The sequence below is a fragment of the Pontibacter litorisediminis genome (assembly GCF_029360645.1).
In the GTDB taxonomy this organism is placed as follows: domain Bacteria; phylum Bacteroidota; class Bacteroidia; order Cytophagales; family Hymenobacteraceae; genus Pontibacter; species Pontibacter litorisediminis.
Window position 1 is genome coordinate 212827 of sequence record NZ_JARDUA010000007.1, and the last position, 19400, is coordinate 232226.

Sequence of the window (19400 nt, forward strand, 5' to 3'; positions counted from 1 at the left end):
AATTTTTTATACATCTAACCAACAATCGTTCACATGACCAAACTTTTACTGAAACAACTCAGCCTTTGTGTGTTGATGCTGCTGGCCCTGGCTTGCCGGCAGTCGCCTGCAGGGCAGGAAGGCGCCATGCAGGTGGTAGACCCCGTGGATAACCAAGCGCAGCCGACAGTAGTGTATGTGGTGCGCCATGCTGAGAAAGACATCTCGGACCCCGGCAACCAGGACCCCGGCCTGACACCAGAAGGCCAAACCCGTGCCGAGGCATTGCGCGAGCTACTGCAGCCACAGCAGGTGGATGCTCTTTACGCTACGAAGTACACGCGCACCAGAAGCACACTGAAGCCATTGGCGGAAGAGCGCAAGCTGGAGGTGCTGCAGTACGAGGCAAACGACTTTAACGGGCTGAAGCAGCGGATACTGAGCAACAACCAGGGGCAGACGGTGGTGGTAGCGGGGCACTCTAACACGCTGCTGCCTATGCTGGAGGCCTTCGGTGCCAAACGCCCTGTACCGGATATCTCAGAGCTGGAGTACAGTTACCTGTTTAAGGTAACGCTGGCCGCAGACGGCACAGCCACAGTGGAAACCAACCGCTACGGATCCCAATAAGCGTTTTTATTCGTTATAGGAAAGCCCTTGCTGCAGCATGTAGCAGGGCTTTTTTATTGGGGCCTGAACACCTGTGCCCACTGCCGCCGTAGTATGGAACATGCGAAAACTAAGTATAAAAGTAAAGGAGGGGCAAGGCGAGGAAGTAAGAGGTATAGCTGAAGAGCATGAGGGTAAAATCCTGATGGTGCAGTCCGTGCATAAAGGCGAGGTCGTGACCGTGCACCTGAGCAACGAGCGGGTGAGTTCCTTTATCGCAGACCTGAGCAAGTATGAGGAGGCCGAGATCACGCTTATTCCGCGTGGCGTTATAACCATGTACCCACCCCAAAGCGATGCCCCCGACCAAGTAGCCGATGTAACCTACCGTAGCCCAATTGAGATTTTTCTGGGTGGGTTGCAGAGCGTAGGGTCTAAGGTAGGGCTGCTGGCCTATTCGGTGGTAGGCGGAATGCTGGTATGGGTAGGATTTTACACCAACACCAGCTATCTGTTGGTGGCGGCCATGCTGGTGGCGCCGTTTGCCGGACCAGCCATGAACGCCGCCATTGGTGCCGCGGCTGGTAAAGCTGGCCTGCTCAAGCAGAGTTTGCTACGCTATTTCATGGCTATTGGGGCATCCATCCTTATCACGTATTTACTTTCTTTGTTAATTGGGCAGGAGCACGCCACACCCATGATGGTGGAGGTGAGCCACATCTCGCAGGTAACCATACTGTTGCCTATTGCAGCCGGTATAGCGGGCGGCGTTAACCTGGTGCAGTCTGAGAGGGATAGTTTAGTGGCGGGCGCTGCTGTCGGGATGCTGGTGGCCGCCTCGCTGGCACCGCCCACAGGGCTGATCGGCATGGCGCTTAACTTCGGTAACTGGCAACTCATCCGCAGCGGTGTTTTTCTGCTTCTCTTTCAGTTAGTGGTGATACAGTTCACGGCGGCACTGGTGTTCCGCTACCTGGGTAAGGTTTCGGTGAAGGGCGTACGCTTCGCAGACGGAAAGGAGTCGGTGTTTTGGGGATCGCTACTGGTGTCGGGGCTGGTTATAGCCGGTATGCTGTACTGGCAGTTTAACCAGCAGCCTTCGCTGCAGAAGGCTAGCCTGAGCACGCAGATTACCGAGGTGATGCGTGCAGAGCTGAAGAAAATGAAGGAAATAGAGACAATAGAGGTGAGCGCCCGCTTTACCCGCGGTACTTTGCCCAACCTAAACCCTGTAATCTGTGACCTTTACTTATACAACCGTAACGACTCCCTGACGGATGAACAGGTGAAGCAGGTGGTGCGTGACGTGCTTTACGAGCGAATCAAAGCCAAAGGATGGAACGCAGACCCAATGTTCAACATCACGATGCTGGCCTATCCTGGCAAGGAAAAGAAGGAGTGAGCTAGTCTGGCTGGGTGATCACCTGTGTGCCGGCCAGCTTATCGTGGAAGGTAAGGCGGCTGCTGAAATTAGTGCCTACCAGGAAGCGGAAAAAGATGAGCGCAACGGAAACGGGCCGTAGCATAAAGCGCAGTGTGGCCGCCCTGAAGCTGATGCGCTCGCCTTTAGGTCCTGTTACGCGCAGGTTCATGAGGTACTTGCCCAGGGTGCCCTGGCAGGGGCAGGTTTCGGTACCGGCAAAGTACAGCCATCCCAACAACAGGTGCAGCAACCGTTCGGGCTTCAGGAAGAAGGCTGCCTCATTACTGCTAAAAGTAAAATAATCGGCAATGCTTATTAAGGTAAGCAGCAACAGCACATCCAGCGAGAAGGCCAGCACACGGGTACTGAGGTCTGCCAGCTCGGCTTTGTCTTTACTTTGGGTATAGGTAGTCTGCATCAGGTAAATTAAACTAGGGTGCTTCTTTTTTATACTTACTGAGGCGCCCTTGGTTACGGGTGAAGGGTAAGAAAACGTATTTTAACCTGACAATTTTCATAGCGAGTGTTGTAAAACCGATGCTTGGATGAGCCGGAGGTAAACCACGTTTGCTTAGGGCTTGGGGCAACGCCAACATAAAACGGAGATGCCTTGCATGCGGACCAGACGCACTGCATCGGGGTACAGAAATTATGAGTGCCTCCTGTGTTAGGAATATGCTCCTTTGCTACAGCTGCACTGCCTGCTTTAAGCGCAAGATTCTTGAAAGCCGTAAAGGTCTCGTCCGGGCGAGAAAAGCCGACTGCGGTGCAGAAGGAGGAGACGGCTTGCTATAGCCAGCCTACACTGGTTTATTCCCTGGGTGCTGCAGCACCAAGGTGTCCGCTATCTTATCGTGCAAGGCCTGGCGGCGCTCAGTGAAGGCGGCCATCAAATAACCGATCAGGAGAATGAGCCCGGACAGCATTTTGCCAAAGTAGCGGCCGGTGGCACGGGCAAAGGTTATGCGGTAACCCTCCGTGTCCGTCACAAAGATGCCGAAGAGCTGCTTGCCCAGTGTGGCCTGTCGGGCAGAGCTCTCGAAGCCGGCATAGTAAAGCCAGCCCACAAAAGCAGCAATCCCCTGTATTTTCAGGCGGCCCTCCATATCGGTTAACTCCGGCACCGTGTCTATGCCGACAACTGGGAGTATGAACAGGTTTATAAAGAAGGAGATGATCATGGCATCAACAAAAATAGCGGCCATGCGCTTCCAAAAACTGGCATATGCCAGGGTGATTGGCTTATTTTCTTCCTCGTCGTGGTAAAGTTGCATGTGTAAAAGTGGTCCTGGCAGCGATGATACAACAAACAGGGCACACCTGCAACAAAAAAAGCTGCCTGCGGTAGGCAGGCAGCTTCCGGAGTATAGGTTACAACTATGGGCCGCTAGGATTTGGCGGCCGGCGTAAAGCGCTCCACCTTGTTTTTGACAGGAAGCTGGGTTCGGAGGTACTTGTAGATCGCCCGCAGGTCTTCATCCTTCATACCGGAGTACATCTTCCACGGCATCAGCGTCTGCATCTGGCCGGGAGCTAGCTGCCTGGCGGCGTAGTCTTCATCGCGGTACATCTTAAAGCGCAGCAAGAATGCCTCTTCCGTCCAGCTGCCGATCCCGGTTTCTTTATCCGGGGTGATGTTGGCAGCGCGCAGCACAGCACCGTCCGGAAACTTGAAGTCCATGCCCCCGGCGAATGCTCCCAAGTCCGCGTCTTTGGGTGAGTGGCAGTCGCCGCAGCCAGCCACGGTTACCAGGTACTTGCCGCGCGAAAGCGGGTTGTCTAGCATGGCCTTGTCAGTGGCCGGAGGAAGCTGATTGGAAGGCATGGTGCGCAGAATCAGGTTGAAGGGGAAGTCTGGCATAGACTTAGGCACCGCGTTTCGGATCGGCGCCAGGGTGCGAATGTAGGCAATAATGGCGTGCGCATCCTCTGTCGTGAGTTGGCGGTAGGCGTTGTACGGCATCATGGGGAAGAGCGGCTCCCCATCCTTGCTAACGCCGTTTGTCATGGCCCGGTACAGCTCCCCGTCGGTCCAGGTGCCGATGCCCGTTTCCTTGTCTGAGGTGATGTTTTTGGCATAAAAGGTGCCCGGGAAGCCCATGTTATGATCAAATTTATCGCCGCCCTTGCCAAAGGTGCCGGGCACAGGAGGGGCGGAAAGCCGGGAGAAGTCGCGGGTGGAGTGGCAGTCGATGCAGACAGTGACGTGGTTGGCCAGGTAACGGCCGCGCTCAATCTGCTCAGATGATTTGCTCACCACAATGTTAGGGGCTGCATCCACGTTCGGGAAAGCGTACTGCAGGTAAATAATACCTGCTGCCACGGCTGCCACGGCCACAACTAGTATGTAGCCGATAACTTTTAAGGCTTTTTTCATGAGTTAGCTATCGTGTTTAAGGTGAAGTGGCTTAGAATAATTTATTTATAAAGTGTAATATTTATAAATAATATACGCATTAGCAAACTTTACCTCCCGCTACAGGATGATATTTTGTCTGGGTATGAAAAAGGCAGGCAAAAGGATATGAAATAGCCGCAGAAGTTACCTGCGGCTATTTTAATATTTGCGCAGAGGCTGCGAATGCCTGGCACAGGAAGCGACCAATAAGGCAACAGCCGCATCTTTCCATAAAAATTATACTTTAGCCTTGGCCATAACAGGCCCCTTAGTCAAGGAAGGGCAGAAGGGACTGGCAGGACAGAATGCGGCCTTTAAATCTACAGTGGAGAGTGTCAGGATTCTGGCCCACCAGTTGGCGTCGGTTACCTTACAAAAAAAGCTTTATCTCTCTGTAAAGAAAAGCGCTATAAGCGCCGACACGATAAAGTTTACCCCAATGGAGAGCACAATGAAGCCCATGATGCGGGAGAGTGCTGCCAGGCCTGACTTGCCCATATAGCGCGTGAGCTGGTGTGAGAAGCGCAGGATGACGTAAGAAACCGCTGCCAGCAGGATAATGCCGATCAGAATCATCATCATGTCCAGGTAGGAGAGCGAGGTAGTGAACAGGCCTATACTTACCGCAATGGCCCCAGGGCCGGAAAGCATGGGCATAGCCAGTGGCGTGAACGAGATATCCTCCTTCAGCTGCCCTTCCTCCACCACATCCGGGGAGATTTTCTTTTTGCTGCCGCCCGGGGTGAGCAGCTCGAAGCCGGCGCGCATGATCATCAGGCCGCCGGCAATGCGCAGATCGTGGATGCGGATGCCGAAGAAGTTAAGCACATACTGCCCCGCTAGGAAAAAAACGGCCAAGATGCCCACCATGTACAGGCAAGCTTTTAGCGCCTGCTGGTTGCGGTAGGCGGGGGTGTCGTCCTGCGTCAGGGTTAGGAACACGGGCATGGCGCCAAAAGGGTTTACGACGGAGAACAGGGCAGAGAAAGTGGCAAGTATGATTTCCATGAATAAGGTATGGCCTCGGGTGTGGTGCAGCTTTAAATATAGAAGTTTAATGATGCATCTGCAATGAAGCTGCAGCAGCAGGGGGTAATTTCGGTAGATAATTCGGAAAATGCCCTAAGGTTATGGCCTTCCGTCGGCATATTGCAGAAGAAAAGGGCAGAACTTACCCCTTTTGTCTTTCCGGTCCGGGCATATTCCTTATTTTTGAGGATAGATCAACCTAACCGTTACAATACATGAAAGGAGAAGTAAAGCTGGGCATACTGGGCGGCGGCCAACTGGGCCGCATGCTGATGCAGGCCGGGCTCGATTTTAACCTCTATACCCTGGTGCTGGACCCCGACGAGAACGCGCCCTGCAAAGACATCTGCCACGAGTTTTACGTGGGCAGCTTCCGCGATTTCGATACGGTGTATGAGTTCGGCAAGCAGTGCGACATCCTCACCATTGAGATTGAGCATGTGAACGCCGATGCGCTGGAGAAGCTGGAGCAGGAAGGCGTAAAAGTGTACCCGGACGCCAAAACCGTGCGTACCATCCAGGACAAAGGCCTGCAGAAGGAGTTTTACCGCCAGCACAACATTCCTACCTCTGATTTTATACTTCTGAAAGACAAACAGGAGTTGGAGCAAAGTATAGATTTCCTGCCGGCGTTCCAGAAGCTGCGGCGCGAGGGCTACGATGGCCGCGGCGTGACTCGCCTGACTGGCGAGGCAGACTTCGGAAAAGCCTTCGAGGAGCCGTCGGTATTGGAGAAACTGGTGGATTTTGAGAAGGAGATTTCCGTGATCGTGGCCCGCAACGAAAGCGGCGAGGTTACGGCCTTCCCGGTGGTGGAACTGAGTTTCCACCCGGAGCACAACCTGGTGGACTCGCTGTTCGCGCCTGCCAATGTGCCCTACAAGCTGCAGCGCCATGCCATTGAGATTGCCACCCGCGTAATTGAGGCTTTCGGCATGGTGGGTATACTTGCCGTGGAGATGTTCCTGACCAAGGACGGGCAGATTTTGGTGAACGAGGTGGCGCCGCGGCCGCATAACAGCGGGCACCATACCATCAAGGCCAACTATACCTCGCAGTACGAGCAGCACCTGCGCGCGATCCTGAACCTGCCGCTAGGCTCTACCGAGATCCAAAGCGCTGCCGTAATGCTGAACCTGCTGGGTGAGCCGGGCTATGACGGGGAAGCCAAGTATGAGGGGCTGCAAGAAGCACTAGCCGTGCCAGGCGTATACATCCATTTGTATGGTAAAAAATACACCCGCGCTGCCCGCAAAATGGGACACATCACGGTGCTGGGCAAAAACATAGAAGAGGCACAGCAATGTGCTGCGTCCGTTAAGAATGTTATCAAAGTAAAAGCATAAGTATGGCTGAGGAAACTAGAAATACACAACCGCTGGTGGGCATTATCATGGGCAGCCAGTCTGACCTGAAGGTGATGGATGCCGCCGCCGAGATCCTGGAAACGCTGGGCGTACCGTTTGAGCTGACCATTGTATCGGCCCACCGCACGCCGCACCGCATGTTCGAATACGCCGAGAACGCGCGCAAGCGCGGCCTGAAGGTAATTATTGCCGGAGCGGGCGGGGCTGCGCACCTGCCAGGCATGGTGGCCTCTATTACCACGCTTCCGGTAATCGGGGTGCCTGTAAAATCCTCGAATTCCATAGACGGTTGGGACTCGGTGCTAAGTATACTTCAGATGCCGGGTGGCATACCGGTGGCAACCGTTGCCCTGGATGGCGCTCTGAACGCTGGCATCCTTGCTGCCGAGATTATTGGTACCAACAGTCCGGCCGTGGCAGATAAGCTGGAGAAGTATAAAAACGGCCTGAAAGACAAGGTGATGCGCTCGGTGGAGGAGCTAAAGCGCGGAGACCGGGATCTGGATTAGTAGCTTTTAGCCTGTTTGGTTTTGAGAGGAGCAGTTAAGTTAAGACTGCTCCTTTTTTATGCTCTTTGTCATAGTACTATTTTCAACCGTTTCTTAGTCTCCAATTTTTATTCATTTACTAGGTTGTTTGGTATAACTGCTTGATAATTAGCATATGAAATGTAATTGGGTATAAAATTTGATTGTGGTATTTTAACTAAAAAATTGCATTATTTTTAACTTTTAACTTGGTAGGCCGTTCAATGTTGACAACCTTTTCTTTTCAGATTTGCAGGGGATATGGAGGTAGTCAACAGAGTAGAGCGCTACAGTGGGCAAAGGTATGTACCGTCATCAGGGCGAAAAAATATACCTTTTATACAGAGGGTTAAAAGAAGACTGGAGGGGGCTTTTAGTTACGGTACCCCAGAATTCTTCCTTTGGAAGAATAGTTATGCAAGGTTACTACAGGCAAAGCATTGCATTAAAGATTATGTTGTGCGGCCCCGGTACAAGGAAGTAGATTACCGGCAGGAGTTTCAGCAGGAGCTTACGTTTGTCTTGCCCTTCGCCTATTGGCACTACCTGAACGGCACATTGGATAAGACCATCTCTTCGAAATATACCAGGGAGCTGTACTTTTTCAGTAAGAACCATGAAGAGAGGTATACGTTTAGGGTTGACCAACCTGATAAGGACTCGTATGTAATCCCGAACATGTATCATTGCCCTACCATGTCGTTTGATAAGTGGGCGCAGGTTCCGCTAAAAGAGCACTATCAGAACAACTTGTTCCTGTTTGGGAAGCCCTTGTTCATTATCGCGAACAAGTACAATACAGAATGGGGAAGGAACCCTATCAACTATTTCAGTATCCCTGTGCTAGATGAAGTGCTCTCAAAATTCAGCCAAAAGTACCAAATAATATACAACCGTCCGGGGCCGGGCTACATCGTGATGGACAACAGCAGTATACTGGAACTGAAAGAGGCGGCGTTTATCCGGAAGTACTACCCGGATGTGATCTTAGCCGAGGATCTGTATCAGGCAAGTAAAGCGCATGTGAATAACTACAATCACTTCCAGTTGATGCTCTATGCCAACTGCGAACGCTTCTTATCGGTACACGGAGGAACAGCAGCCTTGGCAAGTTACTTTAAGGGAAAGAACACCATCCTTTCTAGGAGAGGCCACGAGCACAGGTACAATGAATTCAAAACAGTGTTTCCCGCTTTGTCTGGTGCAGAGATCTTCCATGCTAAAAATGATACAGAAGTGCTGGCGTACCTGGAGAAGCACTACTAAATATAAAAGTCTTTTTTATCGGCATCAACTGGCACAGCATGGGGCCTGATTCCCAGATCGTGCAAAGCGATCTTCGCCAGGATTCTAGCTGCTTTCAGGCACAGCCTTGTATTTACATGCATTTTCAGCGCCTTTGTTAGGTTGGCCTCCACATACTTTTTGTTGCCTGTTTTTTTCCAGAGCACATAGGCAACGTTCATTCCATAGTTGGCGAAGTTCTTCTGCGCGCGCTTCAGCACGCTTTTTCTATGTTCTGGGGGCAGGTGCTGCTGGATTAGCCGGAAGAGGTGAGAGATGTCCTCTAGGTATTCCCCTGTCAGGAACTTTACCCCGGAGATGGAGGCTGCATGTTTTCGGTACTCGGCTAGAACGCGCGAAGTGTGGGCCACGGGGTAATGTTTGGCAATGCGTACCCACATCTCCCAATCCTCTCCGTAGGTGATGCCGTAAAAGCAGCCAAGCTGCTCATAGACCTCGCGCTTCACGGTAATGGTGGCGTATTGGACGTGCTGCCTTTCGCTGATGCGGAGAAGCCAGTTGGGTAGCACCCCCCAGTGTGAGTCATCGTCCCGCACATGTTTGGAGATAACATTGTTTTGCTCATCTATGTGCAGGTGCCGGCAAAAGGCGGCACCCGCTTCCGGGAATTCCTCAAACAGCCTTTGCATGGTGTTGTAATACCCGGGCCTGATGCGGTCATCGCCATGAAGCAGGTGTACCAGGTGCCCTCGCGCTCTGTTGATGCAGGTTTCAAAGTTGCGCAGGCTGCCCACGTTCTGGGGCTGCCGGTAGTAGCCTACTCGGCCTTGGCCAATCTCCTGTACGATTTTTTCTACGTCAGCATCGGTGCTGGCATCATCCACCACCTCGATCTGCATTTCGGAGGCAGGCACCTTCTCTGCCAGAACACTCTCCAGGGTGTACACCAGGAACTCCGCACAGTTATAGACCGGGATCATGACCGACCATCTTGGCCGGTCGGCGGATGGTGGCAGTGCAGGAATTATCGGGGGAGAAGAGGGAATGCGTTCCATGAGTAAGTAAGTAAAAGTGTATCAAGCTCCAATTTCATCCTTGTCTCAAGCAGTAGCTTGCTGCTTATGCCATCAGCCATTGCCGCATGTGGTGGTTAAGTTCTTCCCCGTTCCAGTTCTCTACCAGAAACCTGCCTAACCGGTAAGGCTCCGAATTTGGTTTAACAGGCCGGGAATCTGTCGTAAAGGCGGCTGTGAAGCCCATCTCTGCGGCCACTGCCATGGTATCTGGGCTATAGCTGCCGTAAGGGTACGCCAGCACGCGAACGCACTTTTGGCCTAATTCTTCCAGGAACTGCTTGTTTTCTACGATTTCCCGCTGTTGCATAGCCTTGGGGTGGGCGGCCAGGTCAGGGTGCGACACCGTGTGGGCGCCAAAGCTGAAGAGTTTGTTGCTGCCCAAGGCTAGTAGTTGTTCCGTGTTCATGCTGTGGGAGAGGGGCCGCGGACAAATATAAGTTACGCCAGCCCAAGCCTTGATTTGGGCGAGGTGCTCTTGTTGCCTGGGGTGGGGCAGGGGTTTTAACGCTTCCCACAACTGGAGGAACAATGCCGCTCTGGAAGAAGGCGGGGGCTGCACGTAGGCCTTCCATTGCCGGTGCTGCAGCTTTAAGCCTTCCGTGAGCTCCTTTTCCTCTCCAAGCTCCGCGGTGACCCGTGCGTTCTCAAGTGGTATACTGAAGGAAGAAGGTAGCTGTGGTGTATGCAGAATAATGCGCTCCAGTTCATCCCACCAAAACTCCGACTGCTGCCCCGCGTTTCCGGAGCAGGCAAAGAATGTGGCGGGCAGCTTATACTTTTCCAGCAGCGGCTTGGCAAACAGGAAATTGTCGACATACCCGTCATCAAAGGAAAGTGCCACACTTTTTCTGCGGAGCTTGTTGCTCACAAGATCCTCCGTTAGCTCTGGCAAGGGCATTACGCGCCATTTTCTGCTCAGGAGCTGGAGCTGTTCTTCGAAGTGCCCTGGGCTGACGGCCAACCTCCATATATCAGGCTCCAGCTCTGCCACACGGTGGTACATCAGCACCAAGGCTTTAGGCTCCAGTTGCTTTTTTACTTTATGTAGGAGACGCCGGATCAACTTTTGATAGCCTTTACAGTGATTGTTACCTGGTAATGCGGGTCGTTATACTTGAGCTTGTCCAGCGGCACCTCCTGGAGCCCCATGCCGTAAAGAAATGCCGTGGCTGTGAAAACGTTTCCGTGCGGCTCCACCTCTGCGGTACATCCCGGGAAAGTCTCCTGGAGTAGCTTTTTTAGTGCTTTGTCTGTAAAGGACCAGTACCAGACATCCTCCCACTCCCCATAATCTATGGGCGTGATGTAAGGCACCGTGAGCAGCAGCGCTCCACCTGGTTTCAGGATGCGGTAGCAGGTGTGCAGAGCCTCCTTAAAGTCGTAGATCAGGTGCAGGGTCTGTGTCAGGATGAGGCAATCGAAGGTGTTGTCAGGGATATGGGGCGCGTTACTGATATCCCCGACCAGCGTTGCCTTTGGGTTGCCTTCACTTACGTGCAGTACATCGCTCTCTGTCACGTTGTCCGCTCCGTAGCGCATGGTATAGGCGTTATCGCCAATCTCCAGCACACGGCCCCGGACACAGTGCGCCTCCTGCTCCAGAAAGTTCTCAATGTAATAGCGGTCTACAGGGCCGCCCCGGTCATAGCCAAACTGCGTGCTCAAGGGCAGGTACCTGTTAAGATCACCCACCTTTACTTTGCCGGGAGGAGGGGTGCCTTGCCTGAACAGGAGGGACTTCAGCTTGTTCCTGATCCTGCCGGACGGGATGCGCTTTATTATTTCGTTCATAACAGCTATGGTGCTAGTGCTTTTGAAAATGGTGTTCCAGGAGAGCTCAGGGTCATACTTGATCAGGTTGTAATACTCGTACAGGGAGAGTGACTTTTGCTTTTGCAGCTTCGTCAGAAGCTGTTCGGTGTAGTAATAGCGCCACGATGTCACCCCTTCCCGGTAGGCGCTGACCTCTTCCGGGCATTGCAGCAGCTTCCTCTGGCGCCTGAGTACCTTCATGGCGGTAAGCAGCATCAGAAGAACATTTCGGGATGTATTGGACGCGTGGAATCGATAAGCCGCCATCTTAGTGGGGTGGTGCAGCACAGGGTACTTCCGGGCGATCTTGAGGTAGAGGTCATACTCCTCACAGCCCCGCAGCGTGGGGTCGAACATAAATTCCTCAAGAACCTGCCGTCTGTACATCACCGTCGCATGCATGCCGATATAATTGCCTTTCAGGAGGTGCATGTAATGGTGCTGGCGAACCATCCTCTCCTCCGACACCGCCTTTCCATCACCTTCGTATACTTTGTCGTGGCAGCCAGACACAAAAGCCAGGTGCTGCTGTTGCTGCAGGTAGGTTAGGTTTGTGGCCACGGCCTCTTTGTAGAGGTAATCATCTGCATCCAGAAAAACCAAATACTCGCCCCTGCTGTAGCGTATACCCTTGTTGCGGGCGGCGGACGGGCCCCGGTTGTTCTGATAGTAATACCTTACGCCGGGGTTTTGCTTGGCCACCTGCCGGGTGTTGTCTGTTGAGCCGTCGTCTACAACCAGTATTTCAATATGGCTGTAAGACTGCTGGTACACACTATTCAAGGCCTCCTGTAGCAGGTGTCCATGGTTATAGCAGGGTATAACCACTGAAACGAGCGGGTGATGGGTAGGCAGCGCCATGCTAGCTTCGCGTTGGGTTAAACAACTGACGCTGGTGCCGCTTATAGAAAATGAACCCCGAGAGCATCCCTTTCATCTCCGCCCAGATGGTGGAGGTGCGGGAAGTATACCTGGGGAATCCTTTCCGGATGAGCCCGATGTAAAACTTTGGCAATACCTGCAAAAGGTGCTGCCTGTAGCCTGCCTGCTTGTGCCGTTCCTGCTGCAGGAGGGCGGCCACGGTAAAGCCCCGCATGTAGTAGTAGAGCTGCCTCTTCAGGCCTTTGGTTTCCCGGCGGTGCTCATGGAACACAATAGCCCGTGGGTTATACTTTATCGTAAAGCCGGCAGAGAGTATTCTGTGCCACATCTCTGAGTCACCGTTGCAGCCTGCTGCCCCTACATCGAGCAACTCATTAAAAAGCCCAACCTCCCTAAACACTGATTTTCGGAACGCCATGTTCGCGCCGGCTCCAATTTCCCAGACTGGGGGGCCGATCTCCATCGTGGCGCGCATAAACTCTGACGTATAGGTTTTGCCTGCGTAGCCCCGGTTAAAGCTCCAGTACTTTTCAAAGTTTACCTGTGCCTTGGTCTGCAGTTGGGCTGCAATCACCAGCCCGGTCATGGCGGCCACCGCGGAATCCTGAAAAGTATGCCACACCCCATAGGCCCACAGCGGATGCACTCTTACATCATCATCCACATAAGCCACAATTTCATTCTGGGCGTGCAGCAGGCCTGTGTTACGGGCGATATCCAGACCGGGTCTGAGTTCTCTGATATAAGTCACCTGTGCAAACTGGTTTACTACGTGTAGCGTCGTTTCATCGGCAGGTGCGTTATCAACTACCAGTATCTCCTGCGGCACACACCTTAACCCCAACAGGTTCTGGAGGCATGTTTTAAGCTGGTCTGCCCTGTTGCGGGTGCAGATAATGGCAGAGACTGGAACCGAAGCAGGTATGGTTTCAGGGAGTATCGAGGCGAGGTGGTTCGCTAGCCACTCCGTCCAAAGCCCGAACTCCCTGCGTTGCAGCAGTAACTTCCAGCTTTGGTCCTGGGCCGGGTCAGAAGCTTTATTATACTGCTCTACAGCAGGCTGTATGGCTGCCGTAAACCTTGCCAGGTAAGCGTCGTCTGCCAAAACCTCGCCGGGCTTCAGGAACAAATGCCCTAAGGCCAGGTCTTTCCACCAGTAGACCAGGTAGCTGCCCGACTGCCTCTCAGAGGCGGGTGCAGGTAAAGGAGACTGCCTGTCCAGGTGAATATGGTGGATGTGATAGGCGGGATGCTGTGGCATAGGGTTACCTGCTTGGTTGTAGGGCAATGGTTTTATTCTCTAACCGGAACGGGAACTGGGGGCGCACAGCACCCCACCACTTCTCAAAGTAGTTCAGGCCTCCACGGTAATCCTCCACGTCAAAGGCCAGGCACTCCTCAAAGTAGAAGAGTTGTATGGAGACATCCCGGGCAACGTGGATGCTGATGTAGTAGGAGCCGTCGTTGAGGAAGTTGCCGGGAATCGTGCATTCTCCCTCCACAACTCCTTTTTGGCAGAGAGTAGCAGGAGAAAGCAGGTCAAAGATGCAGTCGCCGCTGTAGGAGAAAAGAACCAGCCCGACGCTGATGTTCACCTCCTCCAGCATGTTCCAGAACTGAAACTTCACCGTGAGCGGTGTCCGCACATCAATGATGCCGTCCGAATGTTCCAGGTGAGGAATGACCTCAACCTGCTTAAAACGGACTTTATCGTTTCCGGGGGCCGCATCGGCACTGCCCCAGCTTTGGTTGAGCTTAAACTTCTGCAGGCTGGCGATGTACTTGTTAACTACTGTAGAGGAAGGACCGATGTCCTGCATTTTTCCTTTTTTCAGCCAAAGGGCTCTGTCGCAGAGGGTGTTGATGGCTTGCATGTTATGGCTGACAAAGAGTATAGTGCGGCCTTCCGCCTGCGACACCTCCCGCATCTTGCCCAGGCACTTCTTCTGAAAGTCGGCATCGCCAACCGCCAGCACCTCGTCTACAATCAGGATATCAGGCTCCAGATGAGCGGCCACGGCAAAAGCCAGGCGCACATACATCCCCGAGGAGTAGCGCTTTACCGGGGTGTCTATAAATTCCTCGATACCTGAGAAGGCCACGATCTCATCGAACTTGGCAGTTACCTCGGCTTTGCTCATGCCCAGGATGTAGCCGCTTATGTAGATGTTCTCGCGTCCGGTTAGCTCTTTGTTAAAGCCGGTACCAACTTCCAGCAGGCTGCTCACCTTGCCTCTGCCCCTGACAGTGCCCGTGGTGGGCTTTATAATCCGGGAGATAATCTTCAGAAGGGTTGATTTGCCAGATCCGTTGCTGCCGACGATGCCGAGGGATTCCCCCTCCAGCACATCAAAGCTTACATCGCGCAGCGCCCAGATCGCATCTGTCAGCACTGACTCGTCCTGGTGAAAGAAAGGATCTCTCTTGCCCTTCACATACAGGTTCCACCACCGCTGCAGGTCTTGCCGGAAGGAGCCGGTGCCGATAGCGCCCAACTGGTACAGCTTGGAGAGGTTCTCTACCTGTATGATCTTTTCTGCCATGGGTCTATACTACATCTATCAGTTTGTCGCCTTGCTTATTGAACAGCAGTAGGGCGGCGCCGAAGAACATTACTGTGAACAGGATACTGTAGAGTAGCTGCAGCGGGGAAACGGTTCCCTCCCCTAAAAGAGAGAGGCGGAATGCTTCGAACAGGGGAGACAAGGGATTTAGCTGCACCACCCACTGCACCTTTTCCGGAACAGCTGACAAGGGGTAAATGACGGGCGTTACGTACAGTAGCAGGCGCACCCCAAGGCTGGTGACATAGCTTATATCGCGGTACTTGGCAGTAAGAACAGAGAAGAACAGGCCCAAACCCAACGCCAACAGTCCGGTGGCAAGCACCACCACCGGGAACCACAGCACAGTTATACCCACTGTGAGCCGCAGCCCCTGAAAGTACCAGTAGTATGCCATCAGGGTCAGCAGCAGCAGGAACTGAATCAGAAAGTTGTATAGCTGTGTCTGGATAACTGAAAGGGGAATGACGATCCGCGGGAAGTACACTTTACTGAAGAGGTGCACATTGTCGCGGAAAGTGGTGGACGTGCCGGTGAAGCTGTCGCTAAAGAAGCTCCATAGTATAATGCCGGAGAAGTAGAAAAGCACAGGCGGCAACGAGCCCGTAGAAATACCCACAAGTTTGCTGAAAACAATAACATAGGTGGCCAAGGTGAGCAGGGGAGGGAACAGGATCCAAAAGGGGCCTAATACGGTCTGCTGGTAGCGCAGCAGGAAATTTCTTTTCACAAGCCCACGCAGCAGGTGCCGGAAAGACCATAATTCTCCTATACTAGCTCCCAGGTAACTGGTTTGGCTGGTAATTTCCCATTCTCCCTTGCCTTTAGCTTTAGACATGAACCCGCTCAAAAAATTTTAGAGTTATAAAGTTACACTGAATGGTCGGCCAGCGCAGCTGTGCCTTTAGCGCGTTATAGCAGCCTGATTCTCAAGATAACTTTATACGTGTTATTGTATTTTAAGTGTTATTTTTAGGAGGTTTTTAGTGGGCTTGCCAATGATGCAGGTGATGTCGCAGGTAAAAGTCTGGAAAATAAAACGGCAGATAGGATCGCTATCTGCCGCTATGAGAGGGGGAGGGGAGTTTGTTACTTTTTTATGAGCTTGAACCGGTAAGGCGTGTCACCTATGTAGGCTGTTAAGAAATAAAAGGCCGAGCCCTCAGCCTCTGCCAGGCTGATGGGCACTTTGGTGAGCCCTTTTCGCAGCGGCATTGACCTCTGCAGCACTTTTTTACCTTTGGTATCGGTAATTACTACAAGCAGTACATCTTCCGTAACAGCCTCCACTTCTAAGGTTATCTTGTCCGAAAAAGGGTTTGGATAAACAGAAACGGAAAGCCTGGCAGGCCCGAAGCTGACAGCACGTATGGGAGAATATGTGCTGGTGCTGTCATGGTCTATTTGGCGAAGGCGGTAATACCTGGTGCCGGCTTTACCTGCTTCTGCGTCGCGGTACGTATAGGCCAGCAGCCTTTGAGCATTACCTGCATAACTGGGCACAAACCCGATCTTCCTAAACTGCCCCGGCCCTTCCGAAACCTCCACCTCAAAGCCATAGTTGTTCTCCTCAGAAGCCGTTTCCCACTGCAGCAGCACCTCTGCCCCCTGTCTGGCAGCCGTGAACTTAACCAAAGAGACAGGCAAAGGGGCCGGGGCAGAGGTGGTGCTTGCTACCGTAAAAGGCGAGAAAGAGTTAACGCCACTTAAACTGATGATGTATGTGCCTGGTAAGGTGCCTTGTGTTACAGTGCCGGCACTGCTCTCCATCACCTGCCACGCTTCTCCCTCATAGTGGCTCACGTAGCTTTCGGATCGGTTAAAGTTTGCAGGCTCGTCATGGCTGGTCCACTGCAGCGTCATTGCTACCTCAGAGCCCCCTGTCTCTTCTTCCTCTATGTGCCAGGTTTTGTTGATGGTGCTGTCTGGTACGGCGATAACTTCCTGTGTTTGGTCTTTTTCCTCTACCCGCACGCTAAAATTGTCCGTGGCGCCGGTGTTCACCAGCGTAACGGGAGCATAGCCTTGCGGTGTTCCGACAGGGTATACTTTGGAAGTGCCTGGGCCTAAAGCATGCTGCGTTAGCTTACCGGAGCCATCTGTTACGATATACCTCTCTGCACTGTAATGCAACAGGCTGGCCCCACCGGTCAACGTCAGGTCCTGAGCGCCTAGCCACAGACTACCTTGCATCAGGTCTATGGCCTGTGTTATGGTTGCCGCCCCCGCAAGTTTCTTGATGCCGGAGCCTCGTATGATCAGGTTGTCATACGTGCCGCCGGGTATCAGTTGCTCGCTATCACTGTTGAATATGACGTTGGAGCCTGGCTCAGCATTCAGATTGGTTCCGGTTAGACTGCCGTGCACCTCTAAGGTGGCATTTTGTTCTAGGGTAAGAGGGCCTGCCGCATCCAAATTGCTAACATGGCCATGCGTGCCGGCTTTTATGCGTGGGTAGTGGCTCAGCTCAGCTGTGGTAGGCGGGATGTGGGCATCTATACTTGGCGTAGGTACACAGGTGGTCCAGTTTTGGCTGTCAAACCAGTCGGAGGTGCCGTTGTCTCCCGTCCATGCCGTTTCCTTGGCGTCGATAACCATAACAGTATGATGCAATACTTGCTGCAGCCCTTGCACGTCGGTATAAGTATAAGTGAGCGGATGGTTGCCTACACCAGCTGCATCCGGGGTAAAAAGGCCAGCCTCCACCCCGGGGCCAGCATAAGTTCCTCCTGTCGCTTGCCCAAACCTAAGCGGTTGCGGACCGCCGTAAAGGCAGGCCTTGCTGTTCTCCGTTGCCTGGTGCGCGCCAATGCAAAGGTCTGTGCGCTGCAAGATGCTGTTGCCCCAGAAATCACGGTTGCCCGGGTTAAGTCCGAAGTTAGCGGCGAGATTAAGCGCTTTGCCGATGATCGGTGAGGAGCTCTCTAATTTGTAGTTCTCCAAAGTATAAAGCCGCTTCGGGTCTGAGATGGTTACTCCCTTGCCAGGAGACTTTAGCATGGGATCCAGAAAATATCCCACCGCCATGCCGTTGCGGTACTCCTGTGTGGTAGCGCTACGCCAGCCGTCGAGCGAGTTGTAGGCCGTGCCACCCCATACAAACTGCGGTGCCTCGCCGGAGGCCCAGTAGTTATTCCCCTCAAACCTGACGCTGGTGATAACATCAACCTGCAGGAGCCTCGCTCCGCCTGTCGTAACAAACAGGTTGTTGCGGAAAGTCGCTGCCGTAGCACCTCCTGCCTGCACCCAGACAGCCTTTGGAGAACCGCTGGCCGAAGGCGTCAGGTAGATCGTGTTATTGTAAATTTGGGCATTCTGGATGCCACCTTTTGACCCCGATGACCACAAATGTATGGCGCCGTAGCCGTTCTTTCGGCCGTCGTTCTCGCTGATGTTGTAGCGGATGGTGAGGTTCTTCATCTCGCTGGCACCACTGTACTGGGCCAAAAGGTACCCGGCTCCCTCGTTGTCGTGCGAGTAGTTGTACTGCAGGATACAGTTGGTGCTGCCGCCATCCAAGTCGAAGCCGCCGCCGTCTTTAGATGTTCCCGTTTTGTTATGGTGCGACTCGTTGTACTGTATTATGACGTTGTTACTGGCGTAGCACCAGATGCCGACAGGTCCGCCACTTGTCCAGGCGTTCAGCCAGCCGTTGTTATAGGCTTCGCAGTACTCAACGATGCCTCCATCCACCCCTCCCAGTATAATGCCATTGCCGCTGTGCGACTTGGTTTTGGTGGGGATGCCGGCATTGTTATAAGCTTTGGTGAAACCCACATACACATTCCTGTGCGCTTTATAGTTGCCCTCCGCCCATACCAGGATACCGGCATCCCCGTTGTCATGAACGGCGGAGTTTGTGATAGTTACCTCACTAAAACCTTGCGTTCCGCCCCAGCTGCCAATGCTGATCCCCGCCTCGCGGTAGCCGTACACTTCCACATCGTGGATGGCGATATAAGGCAGCTTGGTGGCGGGGAGGTCCATGTAAATGTCCATGCCGGCGGTGGTGCTTACCGTTCTACCAGCGCCTTCAAAAACCAGGTGTTCGATCTTAAACCCTGATGTGTTGTATAACCAGAAGCCGGCTTCTTGCCCACTTCGGATAACAGCTCTCCCCACGCCGTATGACCCGAGCACAATAGGCTTCTCGGCTGTGCCTTTTACCTCCGCCCCAAAGCCCAAGCTACCAGAAAAGATGACTTCCCCCTCAAACAAAACGGTGTCGCCGGCAGCAAGCGGCGTGGCATTTACTTTCTCTATACTTGCCCAGGCGCTTGCCTGTGTAAGGCCACTGTTCACATCATTCCCTTTGCTGCTCACATAGTACGTCTCCGCCTTCGCACACAAACAAGTTAGCGCCATTAGCAAAGTAACGGCAGCTGATAACATCTTCATAACCACAGCATCTACTTAAGGATAATTATACTTTGGGAGCGCTACAGGTTAAGGTATAGTGTGAGGCAAGGCTAACAGCCACGCAGCGCAA

Annotated in this window: 16 protein-coding genes; 5 read left to right on the plus strand and 11 right to left on the minus strand. The window is 53.0% G+C overall.

Annotated features, from left to right (window positions below; translation table 11 throughout):
- The first annotated feature begins 33 nt into the window (after positions 1 to 33).
- Together PXG97_RS18335 and PXG97_RS18340 are read left to right on the plus strand one after the other, a co-directional pair.
- Positions 34 to 609 carry a SixA phosphatase family protein gene (locus tag PXG97_RS18335; protein ID WP_276499271.1) on the plus strand — a complete coding sequence of 192 codons (576 nt, stop codon included), beginning with the start codon at positions 34 to 36 and terminating at the stop codon, positions 607 to 609.
- 73 nt (positions 610 to 682) lie between these two features.
- On the plus strand, positions 683 to 1990 hold the full coding sequence (locus PXG97_RS18340) for a DUF389 domain-containing protein (RefSeq protein WP_276499272.1): 1308 nt from the start codon (positions 683 to 685) through the stop codon (positions 1988 to 1990).
- A gap of 1 nt (position 1991) precedes the next feature.
- On the opposite strand, the gene PXG97_RS18345 is transcribed toward PXG97_RS18340, so the two are convergent.
- From PXG97_RS18345 to PXG97_RS18360, 4 genes are all read right to left on the minus strand, one after another.
- Positions 1992 to 2429: an RDD family protein gene (locus PXG97_RS18345; protein ID WP_276499273.1), complete on the minus strand. Its 438-nt coding sequence runs from the start codon at positions 2427 to 2429 to the stop codon at positions 1992 to 1994.
- A gap of 382 nt (positions 2430 to 2811) precedes the next feature.
- The gene (locus PXG97_RS18350; RefSeq protein ID WP_276499274.1) at positions 2812 to 3285 is read right to left on the minus strand and encodes an RDD family protein; all 474 of its coding nucleotides are present in this window, start codon (positions 3283 to 3285) and stop codon (positions 2812 to 2814) included.
- A 113-nt stretch (positions 3286 to 3398) separates the two neighbouring features.
- Complete coding sequence (locus PXG97_RS18355; protein WP_276499275.1) at positions 3399 to 4388, minus strand: c-type cytochrome; 990 nt, start codon at positions 4386 to 4388, stop codon at positions 3399 to 3401.
- A gap of 405 nt (positions 4389 to 4793) precedes the next feature.
- Complete coding sequence (locus tag PXG97_RS18360) at positions 4794 to 5417, minus strand: MarC family protein (protein ID WP_276499276.1); 624 nt, start codon at positions 5415 to 5417, stop codon at positions 4794 to 4796.
- A gap of 236 nt (positions 5418 to 5653) precedes the next feature.
- On the opposite strand from PXG97_RS18360, the gene PXG97_RS18365 reads away from it, so the two are divergent.
- The 3 genes from PXG97_RS18365 (at position 5654) to PXG97_RS18375 (ending at position 8598) form a co-directional block, all read left to right on the plus strand.
- Positions 5654 to 6784, plus strand: coding sequence for a 5-(carboxyamino)imidazole ribonucleotide synthase (locus tag PXG97_RS18365; RefSeq protein WP_276499277.1), 1131 nt, complete (start codon positions 5654 to 5656; stop codon positions 6782 to 6784).
- 2 nt (positions 6785 to 6786) lie between these two features.
- A complete protein-coding gene (gene purE, locus PXG97_RS18370) occupies positions 6787 to 7314 on the plus strand; it encodes a 5-(carboxyamino)imidazole ribonucleotide mutase (RefSeq protein WP_276499278.1) in 528 nt (175 codons plus the stop codon).
- 477 nt (positions 7315 to 7791) lie between these two features.
- The gene (locus tag PXG97_RS18375; RefSeq protein WP_276499279.1) at positions 7792 to 8598 is read left to right on the plus strand and encodes a hypothetical protein; all 807 of its coding nucleotides are present in this window, start codon (positions 7792 to 7794) and stop codon (positions 8596 to 8598) included.
- On the opposite strand, the gene PXG97_RS18380 is transcribed toward PXG97_RS18375, so the two are convergent.
- The 7 genes from PXG97_RS18380 to PXG97_RS18410 form a co-directional block, all read right to left on the minus strand.
- Positions 8595 to 9632, minus strand: coding sequence for a glycosyltransferase family 2 protein (locus PXG97_RS18380; protein ID WP_276499280.1), 1038 nt, complete (start codon positions 9630 to 9632; stop codon positions 8595 to 8597). The genes PXG97_RS18375 and PXG97_RS18380 overlap by 4 nt on opposite strands.
- Positions 9633 to 9696: 64 nt before the next feature.
- Positions 9697 to 10716 (minus strand): polysaccharide deacetylase family protein, encoded by a 1020-nt coding sequence (locus PXG97_RS18385; protein ID WP_276499281.1) that lies wholly within the window; start codon positions 10714 to 10716, stop codon positions 9697 to 9699.
- Entirely contained in the window at positions 10713 to 12326 is a 1614-nt protein-coding gene (locus PXG97_RS18390; RefSeq protein ID WP_276499282.1) for a glycosyltransferase, read from the minus strand. Before PXG97_RS18390 ends, PXG97_RS18385 begins: the two co-directional genes overlap by 4 nt.
- Before the next feature lies 1 nt (position 12327).
- Positions 12328 to 13608, minus strand: a complete 1281-nt coding sequence (locus PXG97_RS18395) for a glycosyltransferase family 2 protein (protein WP_276499283.1) — start codon at positions 13606 to 13608, stop codon at positions 12328 to 12330.
- 4 nt (positions 13609 to 13612) lie between these two features.
- A complete protein-coding gene (locus PXG97_RS18400; protein WP_276499284.1) occupies positions 13613 to 14890 on the minus strand; it encodes an ABC transporter ATP-binding protein in 1278 nt (425 codons plus the stop codon).
- Positions 14891 to 14894: 4 nt separating this feature from the next.
- Positions 14895 to 15749, minus strand: a complete 855-nt coding sequence (locus PXG97_RS18405) for an ABC transporter permease (protein WP_276499285.1) — start codon at positions 15747 to 15749, stop codon at positions 14895 to 14897.
- Positions 15750 to 16000: 251 nt separating this feature from the next.
- Positions 16001 to 19309, minus strand: a complete 3309-nt coding sequence (locus PXG97_RS18410) for a right-handed parallel beta-helix repeat-containing protein (RefSeq protein WP_276499286.1) — start codon at positions 19307 to 19309, stop codon at positions 16001 to 16003.
- Between the last annotated feature and the right edge of the window lie 91 nt (positions 19310 to 19400).

Excerpts from the sequence above, each read along its gene's own strand:
- PXG97_RS18395 (WP_276499283.1), bottom strand. The coding sequence starts at position 13,608 with ATGCCACAGCATCCCGCCTATCACATCCACCATATTCACCTGGACAGG.
- PXG97_RS18410 (WP_276499286.1), bottom strand. The coding sequence starts at position 19,309 with ATGAAGATGTTATCAGCTGCCGTTACTTTGCTAATGGCGCTAACTTGT.
- purE (WP_276499278.1), top strand. The coding sequence starts at position 6,787 with ATGGCTGAGGAAACTAGAAATACACAACCGCTGGTGGGCATTATCATG.
- PXG97_RS18405 (WP_276499285.1), bottom strand. The coding sequence starts at position 15,749 with ATGTCTAAAGCTAAAGGCAAGGGAGAATGGGAAATTACCAGCCAAACC.
- PXG97_RS18400 (WP_276499284.1), bottom strand. The coding sequence starts at position 14,890 with ATGGCAGAAAAGATCATACAGGTAGAGAACCTCTCCAAGCTGTACCAG.
- PXG97_RS18365 (WP_276499277.1), top strand. The coding sequence starts at position 5,654 with ATGAAAGGAGAAGTAAAGCTGGGCATACTGGGCGGCGGCCAACTGGGC.
- PXG97_RS18360 (WP_276499276.1), bottom strand. The coding sequence starts at position 5,417 with ATGGAAATCATACTTGCCACTTTCTCTGCCCTGTTCTCCGTCGTAAAC.
- PXG97_RS18390 (WP_276499282.1), bottom strand. The coding sequence starts at position 12,326 with ATGGCGCTGCCTACCCATCACCCGCTCGTTTCAGTGGTTATACCCTGC.
- PXG97_RS18355 (WP_276499275.1), bottom strand. The coding sequence starts at position 4,388 with ATGAAAAAAGCCTTAAAAGTTATCGGCTACATACTAGTTGTGGCCGTG.
- PXG97_RS18350 (WP_276499274.1), bottom strand. The coding sequence starts at position 3,285 with ATGCAACTTTACCACGACGAGGAAGAAAATAAGCCAATCACCCTGGCA.
- PXG97_RS18345 (WP_276499273.1), bottom strand. The coding sequence starts at position 2,429 with ATGCAGACTACCTATACCCAAAGTAAAGACAAAGCCGAGCTGGCAGAC.
- PXG97_RS18380 (WP_276499280.1), bottom strand. The coding sequence starts at position 9,632 with ATGGAACGCATTCCCTCTTCTCCCCCGATAATTCCTGCACTGCCACCA.
- PXG97_RS18335 (WP_276499271.1), top strand. The coding sequence starts at position 34 with ATGACCAAACTTTTACTGAAACAACTCAGCCTTTGTGTGTTGATGCTG.